At 65.7% G+C, this 14,755-nt stretch carries 13 protein-coding genes and 2 pseudogenes; 9 read left to right on the top strand and 6 right to left on the bottom strand.

Annotation, left to right across the window (positions count from 1 at the left end; all coding sequences use genetic code 11):
• The first annotated feature begins 112 nt into the window (after positions 1-112).
• From LAQ58_RS06580 to LAQ58_RS06565, 4 genes are all read left to right on the top strand, one after another.
• Positions 113-1,789 (top strand): TraB/GumN family protein, encoded by a 1,677-nt coding sequence (locus LAQ58_RS06580; RefSeq protein WP_224449804.1) that lies wholly within the window; start codon positions 113-115, stop codon positions 1,787-1,789.
• Entirely contained in the window at positions 1,786-2,385 is a 600-nt protein-coding gene (locus LAQ58_RS06575; protein ID WP_224449803.1) for a zinc metalloprotease, read from the top strand. The genes LAQ58_RS06580 and LAQ58_RS06575 overlap by 4 nt, the downstream gene beginning before the upstream one ends.
• Before the next feature lie 78 nt (positions 2,386-2,463).
• Positions 2,464-3,855 (top strand): NAD-dependent succinate-semialdehyde dehydrogenase, encoded by a 1,392-nt coding sequence (locus LAQ58_RS06570; protein ID WP_224449802.1) that lies wholly within the window; start codon positions 2,464-2,466, stop codon positions 3,853-3,855.
• Positions 3,856-3,863: 8 nt separating this feature from the next.
• Positions 3,864-5,441, top strand: a complete 1,578-nt coding sequence (locus LAQ58_RS06565) for an acetolactate synthase large subunit (RefSeq protein ID WP_224449801.1) — start codon at positions 3,864-3,866, stop codon at positions 5,439-5,441.
• A gap of 36 nt (positions 5,442-5,477) precedes the next feature.
• Here the strand turns inward: LAQ58_RS06565 and LAQ58_RS06560 are convergent, their stop codons facing one another.
• Entirely contained in the window at positions 5,478-5,726 is a 249-nt protein-coding gene (locus LAQ58_RS06560; protein ID WP_224449800.1) for a DUF8028 family protein, read from the bottom strand.
• A gap of 339 nt (positions 5,727-6,065) precedes the next feature.
• On the opposite strand from LAQ58_RS06560, the gene purM reads away from it, so the two are divergent.
• Positions 6,066-7,031 carry a phosphoribosylformylglycinamidine cyclo-ligase gene (purM, locus tag LAQ58_RS06555; protein WP_224449799.1) on the top strand — a complete coding sequence of 322 codons (966 nt, stop codon included), beginning with the start codon at positions 6,066-6,068 and terminating at the stop codon, positions 7,029-7,031.
• Positions 7,032-7,224: 193 nt separating this feature from the next.
• On the opposite strand, the gene LAQ58_RS06550 is transcribed toward purM, so the two are convergent.
• Both LAQ58_RS06550 and LAQ58_RS06545 read right to left on the bottom strand, forming a co-directional pair.
• Complete coding sequence (locus LAQ58_RS06550) at positions 7,225-7,764, bottom strand: CBS domain-containing protein (RefSeq protein WP_224449798.1); 540 nt, start codon at positions 7,762-7,764, stop codon at positions 7,225-7,227.
• A gap of 96 nt (positions 7,765-7,860) precedes the next feature.
• Complete coding sequence (locus LAQ58_RS06545) at positions 7,861-8,217, bottom strand: DUF555 domain-containing protein (RefSeq protein ID WP_224449797.1); 357 nt, start codon at positions 8,215-8,217, stop codon at positions 7,861-7,863.
• A gap of 316 nt (positions 8,218-8,533) precedes the next feature.
• Between LAQ58_RS06545 and LAQ58_RS06540 the strand changes: the two genes are divergently transcribed.
• On the top strand, positions 8,534-8,707 hold the full coding sequence (locus LAQ58_RS06540; protein WP_224449796.1) for a hypothetical protein: 174 nt from the start codon (positions 8,534-8,536) through the stop codon (positions 8,705-8,707).
• Between the two features lie 135 nt (positions 8,708-8,842).
• Positions 8,843-9,568 carry an archaeal proteasome endopeptidase complex subunit beta gene (gene psmB, locus LAQ58_RS06535; protein WP_224449795.1) on the top strand — a complete coding sequence of 242 codons (726 nt, stop codon included), beginning with the start codon at positions 8,843-8,845 and terminating at the stop codon, positions 9,566-9,568.
• Between the two features lie 194 nt (positions 9,569-9,762).
• Here the strand turns inward: psmB and LAQ58_RS06530 are convergent, their stop codons facing one another.
• The 3 genes from LAQ58_RS06530 to LAQ58_RS06520 form a co-directional block, all read right to left on the bottom strand.
• A complete protein-coding gene (locus LAQ58_RS06530; protein ID WP_224449794.1) occupies positions 9,763-10,260 on the bottom strand; it encodes a redoxin domain-containing protein in 498 nt (165 codons plus the stop codon).
• Between the two features lie 83 nt (positions 10,261-10,343).
• Positions 10,344-11,876 carry a glutamate-cysteine ligase family protein gene (locus LAQ58_RS06525; RefSeq protein WP_224449793.1) on the bottom strand — a complete coding sequence of 511 codons (1,533 nt, stop codon included), beginning with the start codon at positions 11,874-11,876 and terminating at the stop codon, positions 10,344-10,346.
• Between the two features lie 48 nt (positions 11,877-11,924).
• Entirely contained in the window at positions 11,925-12,683 is a 759-nt protein-coding gene (locus LAQ58_RS06520; RefSeq protein WP_224449792.1) for an FxLYD domain-containing protein, read from the bottom strand.
• 206 nt (positions 12,684-12,889) lie between these two features.
• Here LAQ58_RS06520 and LAQ58_RS19060 point away from each other — a divergent pair.
• Together LAQ58_RS19060 and LAQ58_RS19055 are read left to right on the top strand one after the other, a co-directional pair.
• Positions 12,890-13,522: pseudogene (locus tag LAQ58_RS19060) on the top strand (DNA ligase); the annotation flags it as partial.
• Positions 13,523-13,642: 120 nt separating this feature from the next.
• Positions 13,643-14,665 (top strand): annotated as a pseudogene (locus tag LAQ58_RS19055) (ATP-dependent DNA ligase); the annotation flags it as partial.
• Positions 14,666-14,755: the final 90 nt, after the last annotated feature.

Genomic DNA, 14,755 nt, shown 5'->3' with positions numbered 1-14,755 from the left:
TGAGCGGGGAAGACCGAACGGGACCGAACCGAGATGCCACCCGTCGAATCGCACGGGAGATTCGTTCACGAGTCCGACACTGATAACAGGGGTGAACTTGTAGCGGAGGGCGATGAGTAACAGAGCGGAGTCCGCCCCCACAGAGGGAAGCGTGCGCGTCGTCGGGACGGCGCACGTCTCCGCCGAGAGCGTCCGCGAGGTCGAAGAGACCATCGACGCCGAGCGGCCCGACGTGGTTGCCGTCGAACTCGATGAGGGGCGCTACCGGCAGATGCAGGGCGAGACGCCCGACGATATCGACCCCAGCGAGTTGCTGCAGGGGAACACGGTCTTTCAGTTCATCGCCTACTGGATGCTCTCGTACGTGCAGGCGCAGATGGGCGACCGGTTCGACGTGAAACCGGGCGCGGACATGCTCGCGGCCGTCGAGACGGCCGAGGAACTCGGCATCGACGTGGCGCTCGTCGACCGCGACATCCAGACGACCATCCAGCGCTTCTGGGCGCGGATGGGGTTCATCGAGAAACTCAGGATGGCGGGCGGCCTCGCCTTCGGCGTCACCGACGCCCGCGTTGTCGGTCTCATGCTCGGCCTGCTGGCCGGTGTCGTCGCCGGACCGTTCATCGCGCTGTTCGGTGGCTTCCTCGGTATTACGGACGCGATTCTCGTCCGCGCGGGCGGCAGCGCACTCCTGGCCGTCGTTTCGGGCGTTGCTATCTCGTGGGTCGCCTCCCTTCTCGTCGGCGACGGCGACGATATCGTCGCGGGCATCGCGGGCGGCCTCGCCGTCGGCCTGCTCGGCGGCGCGACGCTCGGTCTCGCGGACCCGTTCGTTCGGTCGACGTTCAACGGTCTGACGGTGCAGATACTCGGAAGCCTCGCCATCGGTATCTCCGGGGGCGTCGTCGTCGGCCTGCTCGCCGGCTTCGTCGCGGCCGCAACGGGGCTGGACCGCGGCGAGGAGATGGAGGACCTCGACATGTCGGAACTCACGGATACCGACGTGGTGACGGTGATGATGGAGGAGTTCCGCGCCTTCAGCCCTGGCGGGGCCGAGGCGCTCATCGACGAGCGCGACGCCTACCTTGCGCACAACCTCGTCGCGCTCCGAAACCAACGTAAACGCGTCGTCGCCGTCGTCGGCGCTGGCCACAGAGAGGGCATCGAGAACTATCTCCGGAATCCGGAGACGCTGCCGCCGATGGAGTCACTGACGGGCGTCGCGAAGAAGCGGGGCATCCCGTGGATGAAGATTATCGGCGCGCTCGTCTCCGTCGGCTTCGTCGCCTTTTTCATCCTCCTGGCGATGGCGGGCGTCCAAAACGGCTTCCTGCTGCGGCTGTTCGGCGCGTGGTTCCTCGTCAACGGCATCTTCGCCGCCAGCCTCGCCAAGCTGGCAGGGGCGCGGTGGTCGTCGGCGACCGTCGGCGGCCTGGTCGCGTGGATGACCTCGGTCAACCCGCTGCTCGCGCCGGGGTGGTTCACCGGCTACATGGAACTGCGCCACACCGCGGTGAACGTTGCCGATATCGGCCGACTGAACGAACTCCTGACGGACGAGGAGACGCCGCTGGGCGAACTGCTGGGCCAGATGTTCGACGTACCGCTGTTTCGGCTCATCATGGTCGTCGCGATGACGAACATCGGGAGCATCGTCGCCAGCCTGCTGTTCGTGACGTACATCCTGCCGCTGTTCGGCGCGGAACTCGGCGGCGTGGACGCCGTTACGCGCCTGATGCTCGATGGCGCGCGTAACAGCGCCGAACTCATCTGGGGGGTGCTGACGTGAACCTCACCTTCAGCGGCCGCGAGATACGTGATCTGGCCGTCGCGTGGGTGGCGCTCGGGGTCGCCTTCGCGCTCTTTTTCGCCGGTGGCGACCCCTTCGCGCTCCTCGAACGGGGGCTCGTCTCCGGACTCCTCGTCAGCCTCCTGACCGCCGGCGTCGGCTTCCTCCTCCACGAACTGGGGCACAAGGTCGTCGCCGTCCACTACGGGCAGGTCGCCGAGTTCCGCGCCGACTACAGTATGTTGGTCTTGGCGCTTCTGAGCGCGTTCCTCGGCTTCATCTTCGCCGCGCCGGGGGCGGTTCACCACCGCGGGATGCTGACCGAACGACAGCACGGCCTCATCGCGCTGGCGGGACCGGCCGTCAACGTCGTGCTGGCGCTGCTGTTTCTGCCGCTCGTCTTCGTCGTCCCCTCGGGCGGATTCCTCGCCGAAGTCGCGAACCTGGGCGTGATAATCAACCTCTTCTTGGCCGCGTTCAACATGATCCCGTTCGGCCCGCTCGACGGCCGGAAGGTGTTCGGTTGGAGCAAGATCGTCTACGTCGTCTTCACCGTACCGACAGTGACTGTGACGGCGTTTATCTTCATCTTCTGAAGAGGGTTCGGCCGCCGGCGGAGACCCCCCGACTGCGGCCCGGAGAACGACTTTACGCGTGGCTTCGGTAGGTCGTGTATGGAGAGTGTGAACCCGGCTACCGGTGAGCAACTGGAGACGTACGACTCCCACACCGACGAGGAGGTCGACGAGTTCCTCGACCGCGCCGCCGGCACCGCCGACTCGTGGCAGGAGACCAGCTTCGCCGAGCGGCAGGCGCTATTGAACGAGGCCGCCGACGTTCTCCGGGAGAACGAGGACCGCTACGCGCAGTTGATGACCGAGGAGATGGGAAAGCCCATCGCGCAGTCGCACTCCGAGGTGCAGAAGTGCGCCTGGGTCTGCGAATACTACGCCGAGCGCGCCGAAGAGCACTTGCAGGACGAGGTCATCGGCACGAAGCCGAACGCCCACGCGTTCGTGAGCTACGATCCACTGGGCGTCGTGCTGGCCGTGATGCCGTGGAACTTCCCCTTCTGGCAGGTGTTCCGCTTCGCCGCGCCGAATCTCGCGGCCGGCAACGTCGGTCTGCTGAAGCACGCCTCGAACGTCCCCGGCTGCGCGAAGGCTATCGAGGAAGTGTTCCGCGAAGCGGGCTTCCCCGAGGGCGCGTTCACCAGCCTGCTCGTCGGCTCGGATACGGTCGACGACGTCATCGGCGACGACCGCGTCGCCGCGGTCACGCTCACCGGGAGCGAGGGGGCGGGTCGGTCGGTCGGCGAGAGCGCCGGCAAGCACCTCAAGCCCTCGGTGCTCGAACTCGGCGGGAGCGACCCGTTCGTCGTCCTCGAGGACGCGCCGCTCGATCAGGCTGCGGAGACGGGTGCGTGGGCCCGCGTGCAGAACTCCGGGCAGTCCTGCATCGCCGCCAAGCGCTTCATTGTCGTCGAGGAGGTGTACGACGAGTTCGTCGAGCGGTTCGTCGAGGAGGTGGAGTCGCTCACGGTGGGCGACCCGACCGACGAGGAGACCGAAGTCGGGCCACAGGCCCGGGAGGACCTCGTCGAGGTCCTCCACGAGCAGGTGCAGGAGACGGTCGACGCCGGTGCCGAGGTGCAGACCGGCGGCGAACCGATGGACCGCGAGGGGGCGTTCTACCCGCCGACCGTCCTCACCGACGTGCCCAAGGATTCGACCGGAGCCACCGAGGAGATCTTCGGCCCCGTCGCGACGGTCTTTCAGGTGCCCGACGAGGAGGCGGCGATCCGCCTCGCCAACGACGTGAAGTTCGGACTCGCTTCGAGCGTCTGGACGGAGGACCTCGAACGCGGCGAGCGCGTCGCCCGCCGACTAGAGGCGGGCATGGCGTTCGTCAACGAGATGGAGAAATCCGACCCCCGCGTCCCCTTCGGCGGCGTGAAGAACTCCGGTTACGGTCGCGAACTGAGCCGACACGGCATCCGCGAGTTCGTCAACGCAAAGACGATTTGGGTCCAGCACGGCGCAGGCGAGCGCGATCTGGTGGAGTGATTCGGCGGATGAAGGCTGCCGACCTCCTCGTACGCTGTCTGGAGGCGGAAGGCGTCGACGATGTCTTCGGCGTCCCGGGTGAGGAACTGGAGGACGTGCTGTTCGCGCTTCGAGACTCGTCGATACGATTCATCCCGGTGCGGCACGAACAGGGCGCGGCGTTCATGGCCGATGTCCACGGGCGCTTGACCGGCGATGCAGGCGTCTGTCTCGCCACACTCGGCCCGGGCGCGACGAACCTCATCACGGGCGTCGCCGACGCCCACCTCGACAAATCGCCGCTCGTCGCTATCACCGGACAGGGCGGCCGCGAGCGACTGCACAAGGAGAGCCATCAGGCGCTCGACGTCGTCCACACGTTCGAGGCCGTCGTGAAGTGGAACACGCAACTGAACGACACCGAGATAATTAACGAGTCGGTCAGGAAGGCGTTCAAACTCGCCGAGTACGAAAAACCGGGTGCGACGCACCTCGAGTTCCCCGAAGACGTGGCCGCCGAACCCGTCGACTACGAACCGCTGACGGTCCGCGACAGAGTTCGCCGTCCCGACCCGAATATGGCATCAGTCGAACGCGCGGCGGACCTGCTCGCCGCAGCAGAGAAGCCTATCGTCCTCGCCGGAAACGGCGCGGTTCGAGCGAACGCCGCGGATCGCCTCCGCTCGTTCGTCGAGGCGACGGATGTGCCCGTCGTCGCGACGTACATGGGCAAAGGCGCGGTGTCGGACCGAAGCGCCCACTCGCTGATGACGCTCGACTCCGGGCCGGACGGCGAGACGGAGTCGGTGATGGAGCGCGCAGACTGCGTCGTCGCCGTCGGCTACGACATCGCCGAGCACGACCCGAAGCGCTGGAACCCGAACGACGATACACGGGTCGTCCACGTAGACCACGAACCCGCCGAGGTGTACCAACACTACAATCCAGATGTAGAAATCGTCGCGGACATCTCGATGGCACTGAAGCGTCTCGAAGAGACGGTCGACGAGACGTGGGGCACGTGGTGCGCCGACGTGCACGAAGACGTGCTCACCCACGCGCTGGACACGCCCGACGACTCCGACCCGTTCTCCGTCGCGGGCGTCCTGCCGTACCTCCGAGATGCGATGGCCGACGAGGACGTGCTCATCTCCGACGTCGGGAACCACAAGATGGCGATCGCAAAGCGATTCCCGGTGTTCGAACCGAACACCTGCATCATCTCGAACGGCCTCGCGAGCATGGGTATCGGCGTCCCCGGCGGCGTCGCCGCCGACCTGGCGCTCGACTCGAACGTCGTCGTCGGCACCGGCGACGGCGGCTTCCTGATGAACGCCGCCGAACTTGAGACGGCGACGCGTCTCGGTCTCGGCTTTACCGTCTTGGTGTTCAACGACGACGACTACGGACTCATCTCGGCGAAACAGCGCGAACACACCGGCGACGCGTTCGGAACGGATCTCACCAATCCCGACTTCGTCGCCTTCGCGGAGAGCTTCGGCGTCGACGGCTACCGAACCGAGTCGTGGGCGGAGCTGCGGGACGTTCTCGACTCGGTGGTCGGCAGCGACGAGATGGCGCTCGTTGAGGTTCCGCTGGGGAGGTGACGCGGTCGAACGCGACCGAACCCGAGCGCGTCCGCGTCACCGCCTGTAGTTGTGCCCGACGACGAGCGCGAGCACGTTCACACCGACGAGGGCGGCGAGCACCAGCGAGCGGTCGCCGGCCAACCCGTCGACGAGGAGCGCGAGCTGGCAGAACGGCAGTGCGACCGCCAGCCAGAAGGCGGCGAAACGGATCGCCGAGACGACGACGGCGCGAACCGTGGGGCCGAACTGAACGTCTGCGGGGCGAGTGATACGGCGGTCGGCAGTTGAAGGCGCACTTGCCATGGACTGCGTTCTATTCGACTCCTTCTGTGCGTATATAAGCATAAGTTCGTTCTACACCGTTCTGAAAAGTTGTCGATGCCTACCGGACCGTGGGAATAACTCGCATGCCGAAGTCGGGCCGCCCGCTCGCGGTCTGGTCAAGTTTTCGCGCCCGCTGCCGACGCGACGTTTAGGCGGTGCCAACCTCGCTGTCACCGCTGTTAGGCGGCGTCAACCGACGGAGTTGGCTCGGCTTATCACAGAAGCGGGCCGACACGCAGTTCCGTTACGGACCGCGTACCGCGGGGAAGGCGACCCGCGAGCGGTGGGCTTTTGAGGAGTCACCGCGCCGGTTCGCGCATGGGAGACGACGAACTCACGTACTCCGAGGCGGGCGTCGACATCGAGGCGAGCGAGGCAGCGACGGCCGCGCTCGTGTCGGCCGTCGGCGACAGCGAGGGCGACTACGCCGGACTACTCGATATCGGCGACCGGTATCTCGCGCTGGCGACCGACGGCGTCGGGACGAAACTGCTCGTCGCCGAGGCGCTCGGCGACTACTCGACGGTCGGTATCGACTGCATCGCGATGAACGCGAACGACCTCGTCGCCGCCGGCGTGCGGCCGGTCGCGTTCGTCGACTACCTCGCCGTCGACGAACCCGACGAGACGTTCGCCGAACAGGTGGGTGAGGGTCTCGCCGCCGGTGCCGAGGAGGCGAACGTCGAACTCGTCGGCGGCGAGACAGCGGTAATGCCTGAAGTCATCAACGGACTCGATCTCGCGGGCACGTGCGCGGGGCTGGCGGCGAAAGACGACATCTTCGAGGGGTGCGCCGAACCGGGCGACGCGCTCGTCGGCTTTCGCTCGTCGGGCATCCACTCGAACGGCCTGACGCTCGCGCGGACGGCCGCGACGAGGAACCACGAGTACGACGACGCCTTCCCAGGCGACGGCTACGAGACAGTCGGCGAGGCGCTGTTGGAACCGACGCGGCTCTACACAGACCTGCTCGACCCGATGCGCGAACACGGCGTCCGCGGCGCGGCGCACGTCACCGGCGGCGGGTGGACGAACCTCGAACGCCTCGGCGAGAATCGGTACGTCGTCGACGACGCGTTCGACCCGCAACCCGTCTTCGAGTTCGTCCAGTCGGAGGGCAACGTCTCCGACGAGGAGATGCACCGGACGTTCAACATGGGCACCGGGTTCGTCGCCGCGCTTGACCCCGGGAATGCCAAGGCGCTTGCCGAGGCGACCGAGGGGCGCGTCGTCGGCCGCGTCGAAGACGGCGACGGTGTCTCGATTCGCGGACTGGAACTGTAGTCAGGAGGCCGTACGCGACGCTCGAAGGGGAGAACAGATGGCGAACAGACGACGAACCGAGAACCCCCGGACGCGCAGCGGGTTCACCGTGCACCCGCCTCGACCACGCTGCGCCGACTCGTCAGGTCACGCGGCGGAGTGGTTCCGTCTTCTTACAAAAAGATCCGGAGAGCGAGAGGGGAATCGTTGATTCCTACGACAGTTGCGCAGCCACGTCCGCCTCGGTGATGATGCCGACCGTCTCGCCGCCCTCCGTGACCATCACGGCTTTGTAATGGTCCAACAGGTTCCGGACTTCGTCGACGGTGGCGTCGCGGGCGACGGTCGGGAACGACTCGCTCATCAGTTCGCTCACCGGTTTCTCGCCGACGTTGTCGCCGCCGTGAATCACGTCCGACTGGCTGATCGAGCCGACGGGAATTCCGGACTGGAGGACCGGCAGTTGCGAGTACGCCTCGTCTTCCATCGCGCCGATAGCCGCGCGGACGGAGTCGTCGGGCGCGACGCTGATGACCGTCTCGTTCATGATGTCGGCGGCGCGGAGGACGTCGCCTTCGGCCTCGTCGAGCGCCTCGACGATGCGGCGGAGCGTCGACAGACGGGGGTCGACGTCGCCGCCTTCGATGCGAGCGATGAGCGGTTGTGAGACGCCTGCGGCGTCCGCCAGCGCGCTCTGGGTCAACCCGAGCGCGTTTCTGCGTTCGCGCAGGTCCTGCGGCGTCGGAAGTTCCATATCCGCTGATAACCAGCGGTTATTGAAAAGGTTTCGGCTGCCCGCGCCGCCGCTCGCGAGTGTATCGGGTGGAGAGGAAAATCGGGAGCGCCAGCGCTACTCGTCTTCTTCTTCCGTCTCGACGATTTCGATGACCGAGAGCGGCACGTCGCGGAGTGCGCCGCCGACTTCGCTCTTGGCGATGCGGGCGGCGTGTTTCTCGCCTTCGGCGTTGAAGACGTCGATTTCGAGGAGCAGACCGACGAGCGCCGTGTTGGCCGCGATGAACGCGGAGTCGAACGGTTCGCCGCAGGCCGGACACGGTGTCGCGCCGACTTCGACTTCGACGTACTCCTTGTTCTGTTGGTTGAGGCGTTTGCCCGCCTCGCTGACGGCGACGCCGATGGCGTCGTCGATGTCTTTCACGTCGCGCACGAGCCAGGCCGCCTCCATAGCTACGAGGTAGTTGCTCATACCGGTAGGTGGGGACAGGGGGTTTCGTGTCTTGTGATTCGGTCGTGGCCAGAATTCGGCGATATGTATCGGCAGACGGACCGTACAGCGGTGCGCGGAACGGGTCGGACGCGCCCCCTCACACCACAGCGGATTATCTCCGTAAGTTATGTGTGAGACAGCGGTTGGCCACGCACGGTATCCGTCGTGGTTGCCAAAAAATCCAGTTTGCTTGGTGTGAATACAAATGTGGTTTAATCGCAAGCGGGCGTCGAGTTCGTCGGATGAGAGAACCGAGAAAGTTTATATACTGCTACGGCGGACCCCGGAGTAGGCAATGTTCGCATCGCTGTCCCGTATCAGCCTGTTCGCCCTGTACCACCTGACGCTCGCGCTGGGCATCGCGCTCCTCCCGCTCACGCTTGTCGTCCGACAGTTTGGCGTCCGTCTGCCCGTCGGCCGCCTCGTCGAAATCGTCGGCACCGCCTACGAGAACGCCGCCGCACAGTAACTCCGAAGACCGTCGTTTTGCCGTACTCGCTCGGCCAGCGGCGGCGCCGTCGTGCGATCTATAATCGCTTCGACGGCGGCGGCAACGAGTAACCGAAGGGGTGCATTTATCTGCGCGGCCGCGCAAGTGGAGGTAATGCGTCCACCGACACAGGATTTCTCTGGGAGCGATAGTCCCCTCGACGGTGACCGTTCGAGCGTGTTCGGGCCGGAACTCGGCGAATTCCCGAACGCCGGGCAGTCGTCGGAACCGCGAGAGGGAGAGATGAAAACCGGGACGACGACCGTCGGTCTCGAAACCGAAGACGGCGTCGTCCTCGCGACGGACATGCGCGCCAGCGCCGGCTACATGGTGGCGAGCAAAGACGTCCAGAAGGTCGAAGAGATTCACCCGACGGGCGCGCTCACCATCGCCGGGTCGGTGTCGGCCGCGCAGTCGCTCATCGCCTCACTCCGCGCGGAGACGCGCCTCTACGAGGCCCGCCGCGGCGAAGAGATGAGCATGACCGCGCTGTCGACGCTCGTCGGTAACTTCCTCCGCTCGGGCGGCTTCTTCATCGTCAGCCCCATCCTCGGCGGCGTCGACTCGGAGGGCTCGCACATCTACAGCATCGACCCCGCGGGCGGCACGACCGAAGAGGAGTACACCGTCAGTGGCTCCGGTTCGCAGTACGCCCTCGGTGTGCTCGAACAGGAGTACGACAACAGCCTCTCGATCGACGACGCGAAGAACGTTGCGACGCGCGCCATCAAGAGCGCCGTTGAGCGCGACCTCGCCTCCGGCAACGGCATCAACATAGCCGTCGTCACCAAGGAGGGCGTCGACATCGAGCGTCACAAAGACATCGACGCGCTGCTGTAAGCGGCGGGTCGCCGCCGCTCCGACGCGGACCGGGACGCGCGAACCTACGCCTCGCTCGCGATGTCTGGTCTGCCGATTTCTGACCTTCGGGAGTTCTCTCCGCAAGTGCCGCTGTTTTCGACTGATGTGCGGCGACAACGGGATCCCCGGCGACTTTCGCACTCGAGATTCGAATGCGAGTGTTCACAACGCTTTCAGTTCGTCGCGGCGTCCTCCACCGCTTCTCTCGTCTCCGAGACGAGGTCGTCGAAGTCCGGGTTCTCACCGTCGCGAACCCACCGGTACGTCACAATTCCCTCGGTGTCGACGACGAAGATACTGCGCTGAGCGACCTCTATCATCGCGTACATGTCGTCGAGCACCACGTCGTAGGCATGAATGACGTCGTGGTTCCAGTCCGAGAGCATCGGGAAGTTCAGCTCCTCTTCCCGTATCCAGATGTTCTGTGAGAACGGGAGATCAACGCTGACCCCGTACACCCGTGCGTCGAGTTCGTCGAACCACTCCATCGAATCTCGAAACGCGCACATCTCCGCCGTGCACCCACTGGTGAACGCCGCTGGGTAGAACGCGAGGACTGTCGGCCCGTCGTCGACGACGTCGGCGAGTGTGAACGGTTCGACGTCGTTGTACGTCTCCCCGCCGGCCTTCGGCACCGTGAAATCGGGCGCTTTGTCTCCGATATCGACCATATCGAGCAGTCGACTCGACCGATAATCACGGTTTCCCCGCTATCGGTGTGCGTAAAAGCGAGGGTAGCACGCGTCGGGACGCGCTACGCCCAGTCGGCGAACGTTCCTTCCAGCAGCGTCTCCTCCTGCGCCTTGATGTACGTCCGCTGCATTCCGGTGATAGCGTCGGCCAGCGACGCGCCGTCGTCGAGTCGCTTTCGGACCTCGCGGCGCTTCCACGTCGCGGGTGTCTCCATCGCATCGACGCGCCAGCGAAGCGGTGCGATGTAGCGTTCGGCCTCCGTCTCCGAGAAGCCCGAGACTTCGAGACCGTGGCGGGCGTGGGCCAACAGGTCCTCGTACAGTTCGACCGGGTTCGTCGTCTCCTGGCCGTCGTTCGTGATCCAGCGCTGGCCGCTGTCGAGACCCATCCGCGTCGCGGCGGTGAAGTTTTCGCGCGCCTGCTCCCAGTCGAGCGACAGCACGGGGTGTTCGCGCCGCGGAAGCGCCTCCATCAGACCTGCAAAAGCCGCCTGGAAGGCGATGGAGTCGCGCACCGTCGGCTGAGCGGGAATCGGGCGGAACTCGATGCGGGCGTTCGCCGCCGAGCGCGTCGGCCCGTCGAACACCGGGCGAACCCACCGCCAGTACGTGCCGTGTTTCGTCCGCAGCGTCGCGAACGCGTCGTCGAAGCGGTCGCCGCGCTCGACGGGCATCGGCACGAGCGTCGAGTCCTCGACGACTCTGTCGACGGCCTGCTCAACGGAGTTCAGATCTTCGGGGAACGCCACCTTGTCGTCGTCGTCGTCGTTCAACACCGACTCGAAGACGGCGATGCGGTGTTCGTCCCACGCGTCGTCGAGGATGGTCTTGGCGTCGACGCCCTCCTCGTAGAGGTCCGGCGGGAAGAACGGCGAGTTGACGCCGAGCGCCAGAAGCGGTCCGGCGATGCGGAGCGCGTAGTTGTGGTAGACGGGGAGGTCGTCGGCGTGGGCGACCTGGTAGTGCGGTTGGATGGAGGTGATGAGGCTCTCGGGCATTACCGTGTCGGCTGTCATCTCGACGTTCGGCGCGTCGACGGAGAAGAAGTCGGCGGACTCCTCCGTGTTCGCCATCGCGTGGTACCGGACGGAGTCGCTCATGTTGGTGGCGATTCGAACGTCGTCGTCGACGACGCTGTCGGCGAGGTAGCTCCTGGCCGTCTCGCCCGTCGGCGGGATCGTCCACATCGCGTCGCTGACGAGGCGCATCCCCTCGGCGGCGGTGCAGTCGAGCGCCGCCGCCAGTCGCGCCTGCACCTCCGACTCCTGTGCGCGGATGCCGTACGGCCCGAACGGTTGCGGACTCGTCGACATCTCGGCGTTGTGTAGGCCGAGTTCCTTCTCGAAGCCGATGAGTTCGAGCAGTCGACGCGGGACGCGCATCAGGGAGTTTACGTCGTCGGTCGACCCCGTCCACCGGCCGTCTGCGACGGCGTAGAACTCGTACTCGAAGCCGACGATGGACTGGTAGTTGTCGAACGTGCCCGCGTCCAACTCCTCCTTGACGAGTTCCCCGTCGGCCGCGGCCTGTGCGCGGAACTCGTCGGTGTCAACGTTGAGTACATCCGACACGCGTTCCGCGAACGTCTTCTCCATACCGCCTCATGCGCGAGGAGTATCTAAAAGTGCGGCGGCATCGGCCGATTAGTACGGGCTGTCGACGACGTGTAACTCGGAGTCGGTGATGGGACTGGCCCACTCCTCGTCGTACGGAAGGTAGGTGACCGTGAACGACCACTCCGACTCAGCGGCGAGGTTCGTCGTGCTCGCGTAGTTGGAGGTGAGCACCGTCGTCTCGTCGGCGTAGAACTTCGACTCGGCTTTGAGGTAGTCGAACTGTTCCTCGCCGACGTTCCGGAGCTGCCCGGTCAGTTCCGCCTCGACGCCGTCGGTGTCGAGTTGGCTTTCGAGAAGGTCGATTCCCTCCGGAACGCGCGGCAGTGGGTCGACCTGAAACGCCGCTTCGAGTTCGTGTGAGGCCACGTCCGACCCGTCGTCGTAGTACGGGATGTACGCCTTCCACCTCTCGCCCGGGTTCAGACCGATGAGGTACTCCGTGGCGACGTCAAGCGGGTTATCGTCCTCGTCGAAAAAGCGGGCGGTCACACGGATACCGCCCGAGGGGGAGGGACCGACGTTCTCCATCATCGCCAGGACGGCCGCGGATTTACGGTACTGCTCCTGCGTCGTGACGAGTTCATGCGAATTGACGACGATGTCGGGGCTGTCGTCGGCGTCGTCACTCCCGCCGCTGTCGTTACCCGAGAGCGCGTCGATGACGCCGCTTTCGGTCTCAGTCGGATCGTCGGTTGTCGTGTCGACGGTTCGCGTGTCGCGACTCGTACAACCACCGATTCCCACGAGTGCGCCGCTCGCAAGCGTGAGGAACCGCCTCCGATGCATACGTGAAGTAAAGAGAGTGCAACATAAGAACGCTCCTACTTTCTTCCTCAGAATAATGTATAATACCTTATCACATTCGTGGGGCGCGCTACCTATCGAGTCGACGAAACGTGCAGACCGCGGATTTCTCGAACAGTGTCGACGGTGGAGTCGGCGGAGTCGGCGAGACGGGATAGTTAAACCGGGGAGACGAGTATCCACCAGCGATGGAGTTCGCGGCGTTTGCAGACCGGATGGCAGCTATCGAGGCGGAGTCGGCGGACCTCGAAACCGTCTCGCTGCTGGCGGAGACGTTCGGCGAGGCGGAGTCGGAACTGGCGGTGGTCGCGCGGTTTGTTCAGGGTCGCGTCTTTCCGGCGTGGCAGTCGGCGACGCTCGACGTCGGCCCGAACCTCTGCTACGAGGCTATCGCCCGCGCCGCCGGGCCGAACGTCGACGCCTCGGACGTCGAGACGAAACTCGCCGAAGTCGGCGAAATCGGAACCGTCGCCGCCAGCTACGAGTTCGGCGGGCAACGGGGACTCGCGGCGTTCGGTTCGGGCGGGCCGACCGACCTGAGCGTCGCCGAGGTGGACGGAAAACTGCGCACGCTCGCGGCAGCGGAAGGGTCCGGCAGCCGAGACCGGAAACTTGACACGCTGTTCGGCTTGTTCAACCGGACGACGCCGGAGGAGGCGCGCTACCTCGCGCGCATCGTCCTCTCGGAGATGCGCATCGGCGTCGGCGAAGGCGCCGTTCGAGACGCGATTGCGGAGGCGTTCGAGGTGCCCGTCGAGACCGTCGAGCGCGCGATTCAGGTGTCGAACGACTACGGCCACGTCGCCGAAGTCGCCCGCGACGAGGGCGTCTCCGCGAGTAGCGCGGAACAGAGTTCCGCGGACCATTCGAGCGGGCAGAGCCCGCGAGAAGACAACGCAAGCGGAGGCTCGTCACATGCGAAGCGAAGCGACGGCGTCGGCGGACTGGACGCGATGGGACTCGAAGTCGGGCGACCCGTCCAGGCGATGCTCGCGCAGGCGGGGACTGTCACCGACGCCCTCGACGAGTGGGAGGAGGCGGCTGTCGAGACGAAGTACGACGGCGCGCGAGTCCAGATCCACCGCGAACCGAACGACGTGTCGGTGTTCTCCCGTAACATGGAGGACGTGACGGATGCGCTCCCCGAAATCGTCGAGTTCGTCGAGGCGTCGGTCGACGCGCCCGCGATTCTCGACGGCGAGGTCGTCGCCGTTGACGACGACGGCGACCCGCTTCCGTTCCAGGAGGTGCTCCGGCGCTTCCGCCGCAAACACGACGTCGAGCGGATGCGCGAGGAGGTGACGCTCCGCCTGCACACCTTCGACTGCCTGCACGCCGACGGCGACGACTTGCTCGAAGAACCTCTCGTCGACCGCCACGCGCGGCTCACCGGCGTTCTCGACGGTGACGACGCCGAATCGGCCGTTTCGACGCTGCTTTGCTCGGCCGACGCCGACGAGATAGCCGACGTCGAAGCCGACGCGCTCGAGGCGGGTCACGAGGGAATCATGCTCAAAGATCCCGAGTCGACGTACTCGCCGGGGCGGCGCGGGCGGAACTGGCTGAAGCGAAAACCGGGCGTGGAGACGCTGGACCTCGTCGTAACGGGCGCAGAGTGGGGCGAGGGACGGCGCGCGAAGTTCCTCGGGACGTTTCTGCTCTCGGCGCGAGATGAGGACGAGGAGTTCCACACGCTCGGGAAGGTCGCCACCGGCATCACCGACGAGAAACTCGCCGAGTTGACCGAGCGACTCGAACCCGAGATCCTCTCACAGGACGGTCGCGAGGTTGATATTCGGCCCTCGACGGTGTTCGAGGTCGGCTACGAGGAGATTCAGCGTTCGCCGACGTACTCCTCAGGATACGCGCTCCGGTTCCCGCGCTTTCTCTCGGTGCGCGAGGACAAGACGCCGGAGAGCGCCGACTCGCTCTCCCGGGTCGAGCGGTTGGCCGAGTCGCAGTAGCGGCAAGTCGCTGTAGCGGCCGGTGGTCGGTCGCGACTCCGCCGGGGAAGCAGTCGGTCGGAGGGACGCCCACTGAACCACGGTCTTCGG

The sequence above is a fragment of the Haloprofundus salilacus genome, from assembly GCF_020150815.1.
GTDB classification, from domain to species: Archaea; Halobacteriota; Halobacteria; order Halobacteriales; family Haloferacaceae; genus Haloprofundus; species Haloprofundus salilacus.
Note: the sequence above shows the minus strand (reverse complement) of the source record. Positions and strands in the feature narration are given on the sequence as shown.

What these genes read in the sequence shown, in the direction of transcription:
- LAQ58_RS06550 (WP_224449798.1), bottom strand. Translation starts at nt 7,764, where the DNA reads ATGGAACTTCCGACGCCGCAGGACCTGCGCGAACGCAGAAACGCGCTC.
- LAQ58_RS06530 (WP_224449794.1), bottom strand. Translation starts at nt 10,260, where the DNA reads ATGGTCGATATCGGAGACAAAGCGCCCGATTTCACGGTGCCGAAGGCC.
- LAQ58_RS06580 (WP_224449804.1), top strand. Translation starts at nt 113, where the DNA reads ATGAGTAACAGAGCGGAGTCCGCCCCCACAGAGGGAAGCGTGCGCGTC.
- LAQ58_RS06545 (WP_224449797.1), bottom strand. Translation starts at nt 8,217, where the DNA reads ATGAGCAACTACCTCGTAGCTATGGAGGCGGCCTGGCTCGTGCGCGAC.
- psmB (WP_224449795.1), top strand. Translation starts at nt 8,843, where the DNA reads ATGCGTCCACCGACACAGGATTTCTCTGGGAGCGATAGTCCCCTCGAC.
- LAQ58_RS06570 (WP_224449802.1), top strand. Translation starts at nt 2,464, where the DNA reads ATGGAGAGTGTGAACCCGGCTACCGGTGAGCAACTGGAGACGTACGAC.
- LAQ58_RS06525 (WP_224449793.1), bottom strand. Translation starts at nt 11,876, where the DNA reads ATGGAGAAGACGTTCGCGGAACGCGTGTCGGATGTACTCAACGTTGAC.
- LAQ58_RS06540 (WP_224449796.1), top strand. Translation starts at nt 8,534, where the DNA reads ATGTTCGCATCGCTGTCCCGTATCAGCCTGTTCGCCCTGTACCACCTG.
- LAQ58_RS06560 (WP_224449800.1), bottom strand. Translation starts at nt 5,726, where the DNA reads ATGGCAAGTGCGCCTTCAACTGCCGACCGCCGTATCACTCGCCCCGCA.
- LAQ58_RS06520 (WP_224449792.1), bottom strand. Translation starts at nt 12,683, where the DNA reads ATGCATCGGAGGCGGTTCCTCACGCTTGCGAGCGGCGCACTCGTGGGA.
- purM (WP_224449799.1), top strand. Translation starts at nt 6,066, where the DNA reads ATGGGAGACGACGAACTCACGTACTCCGAGGCGGGCGTCGACATCGAG.
- LAQ58_RS06565 (WP_224449801.1), top strand. Translation starts at nt 3,864, where the DNA reads ATGAAGGCTGCCGACCTCCTCGTACGCTGTCTGGAGGCGGAAGGCGTC.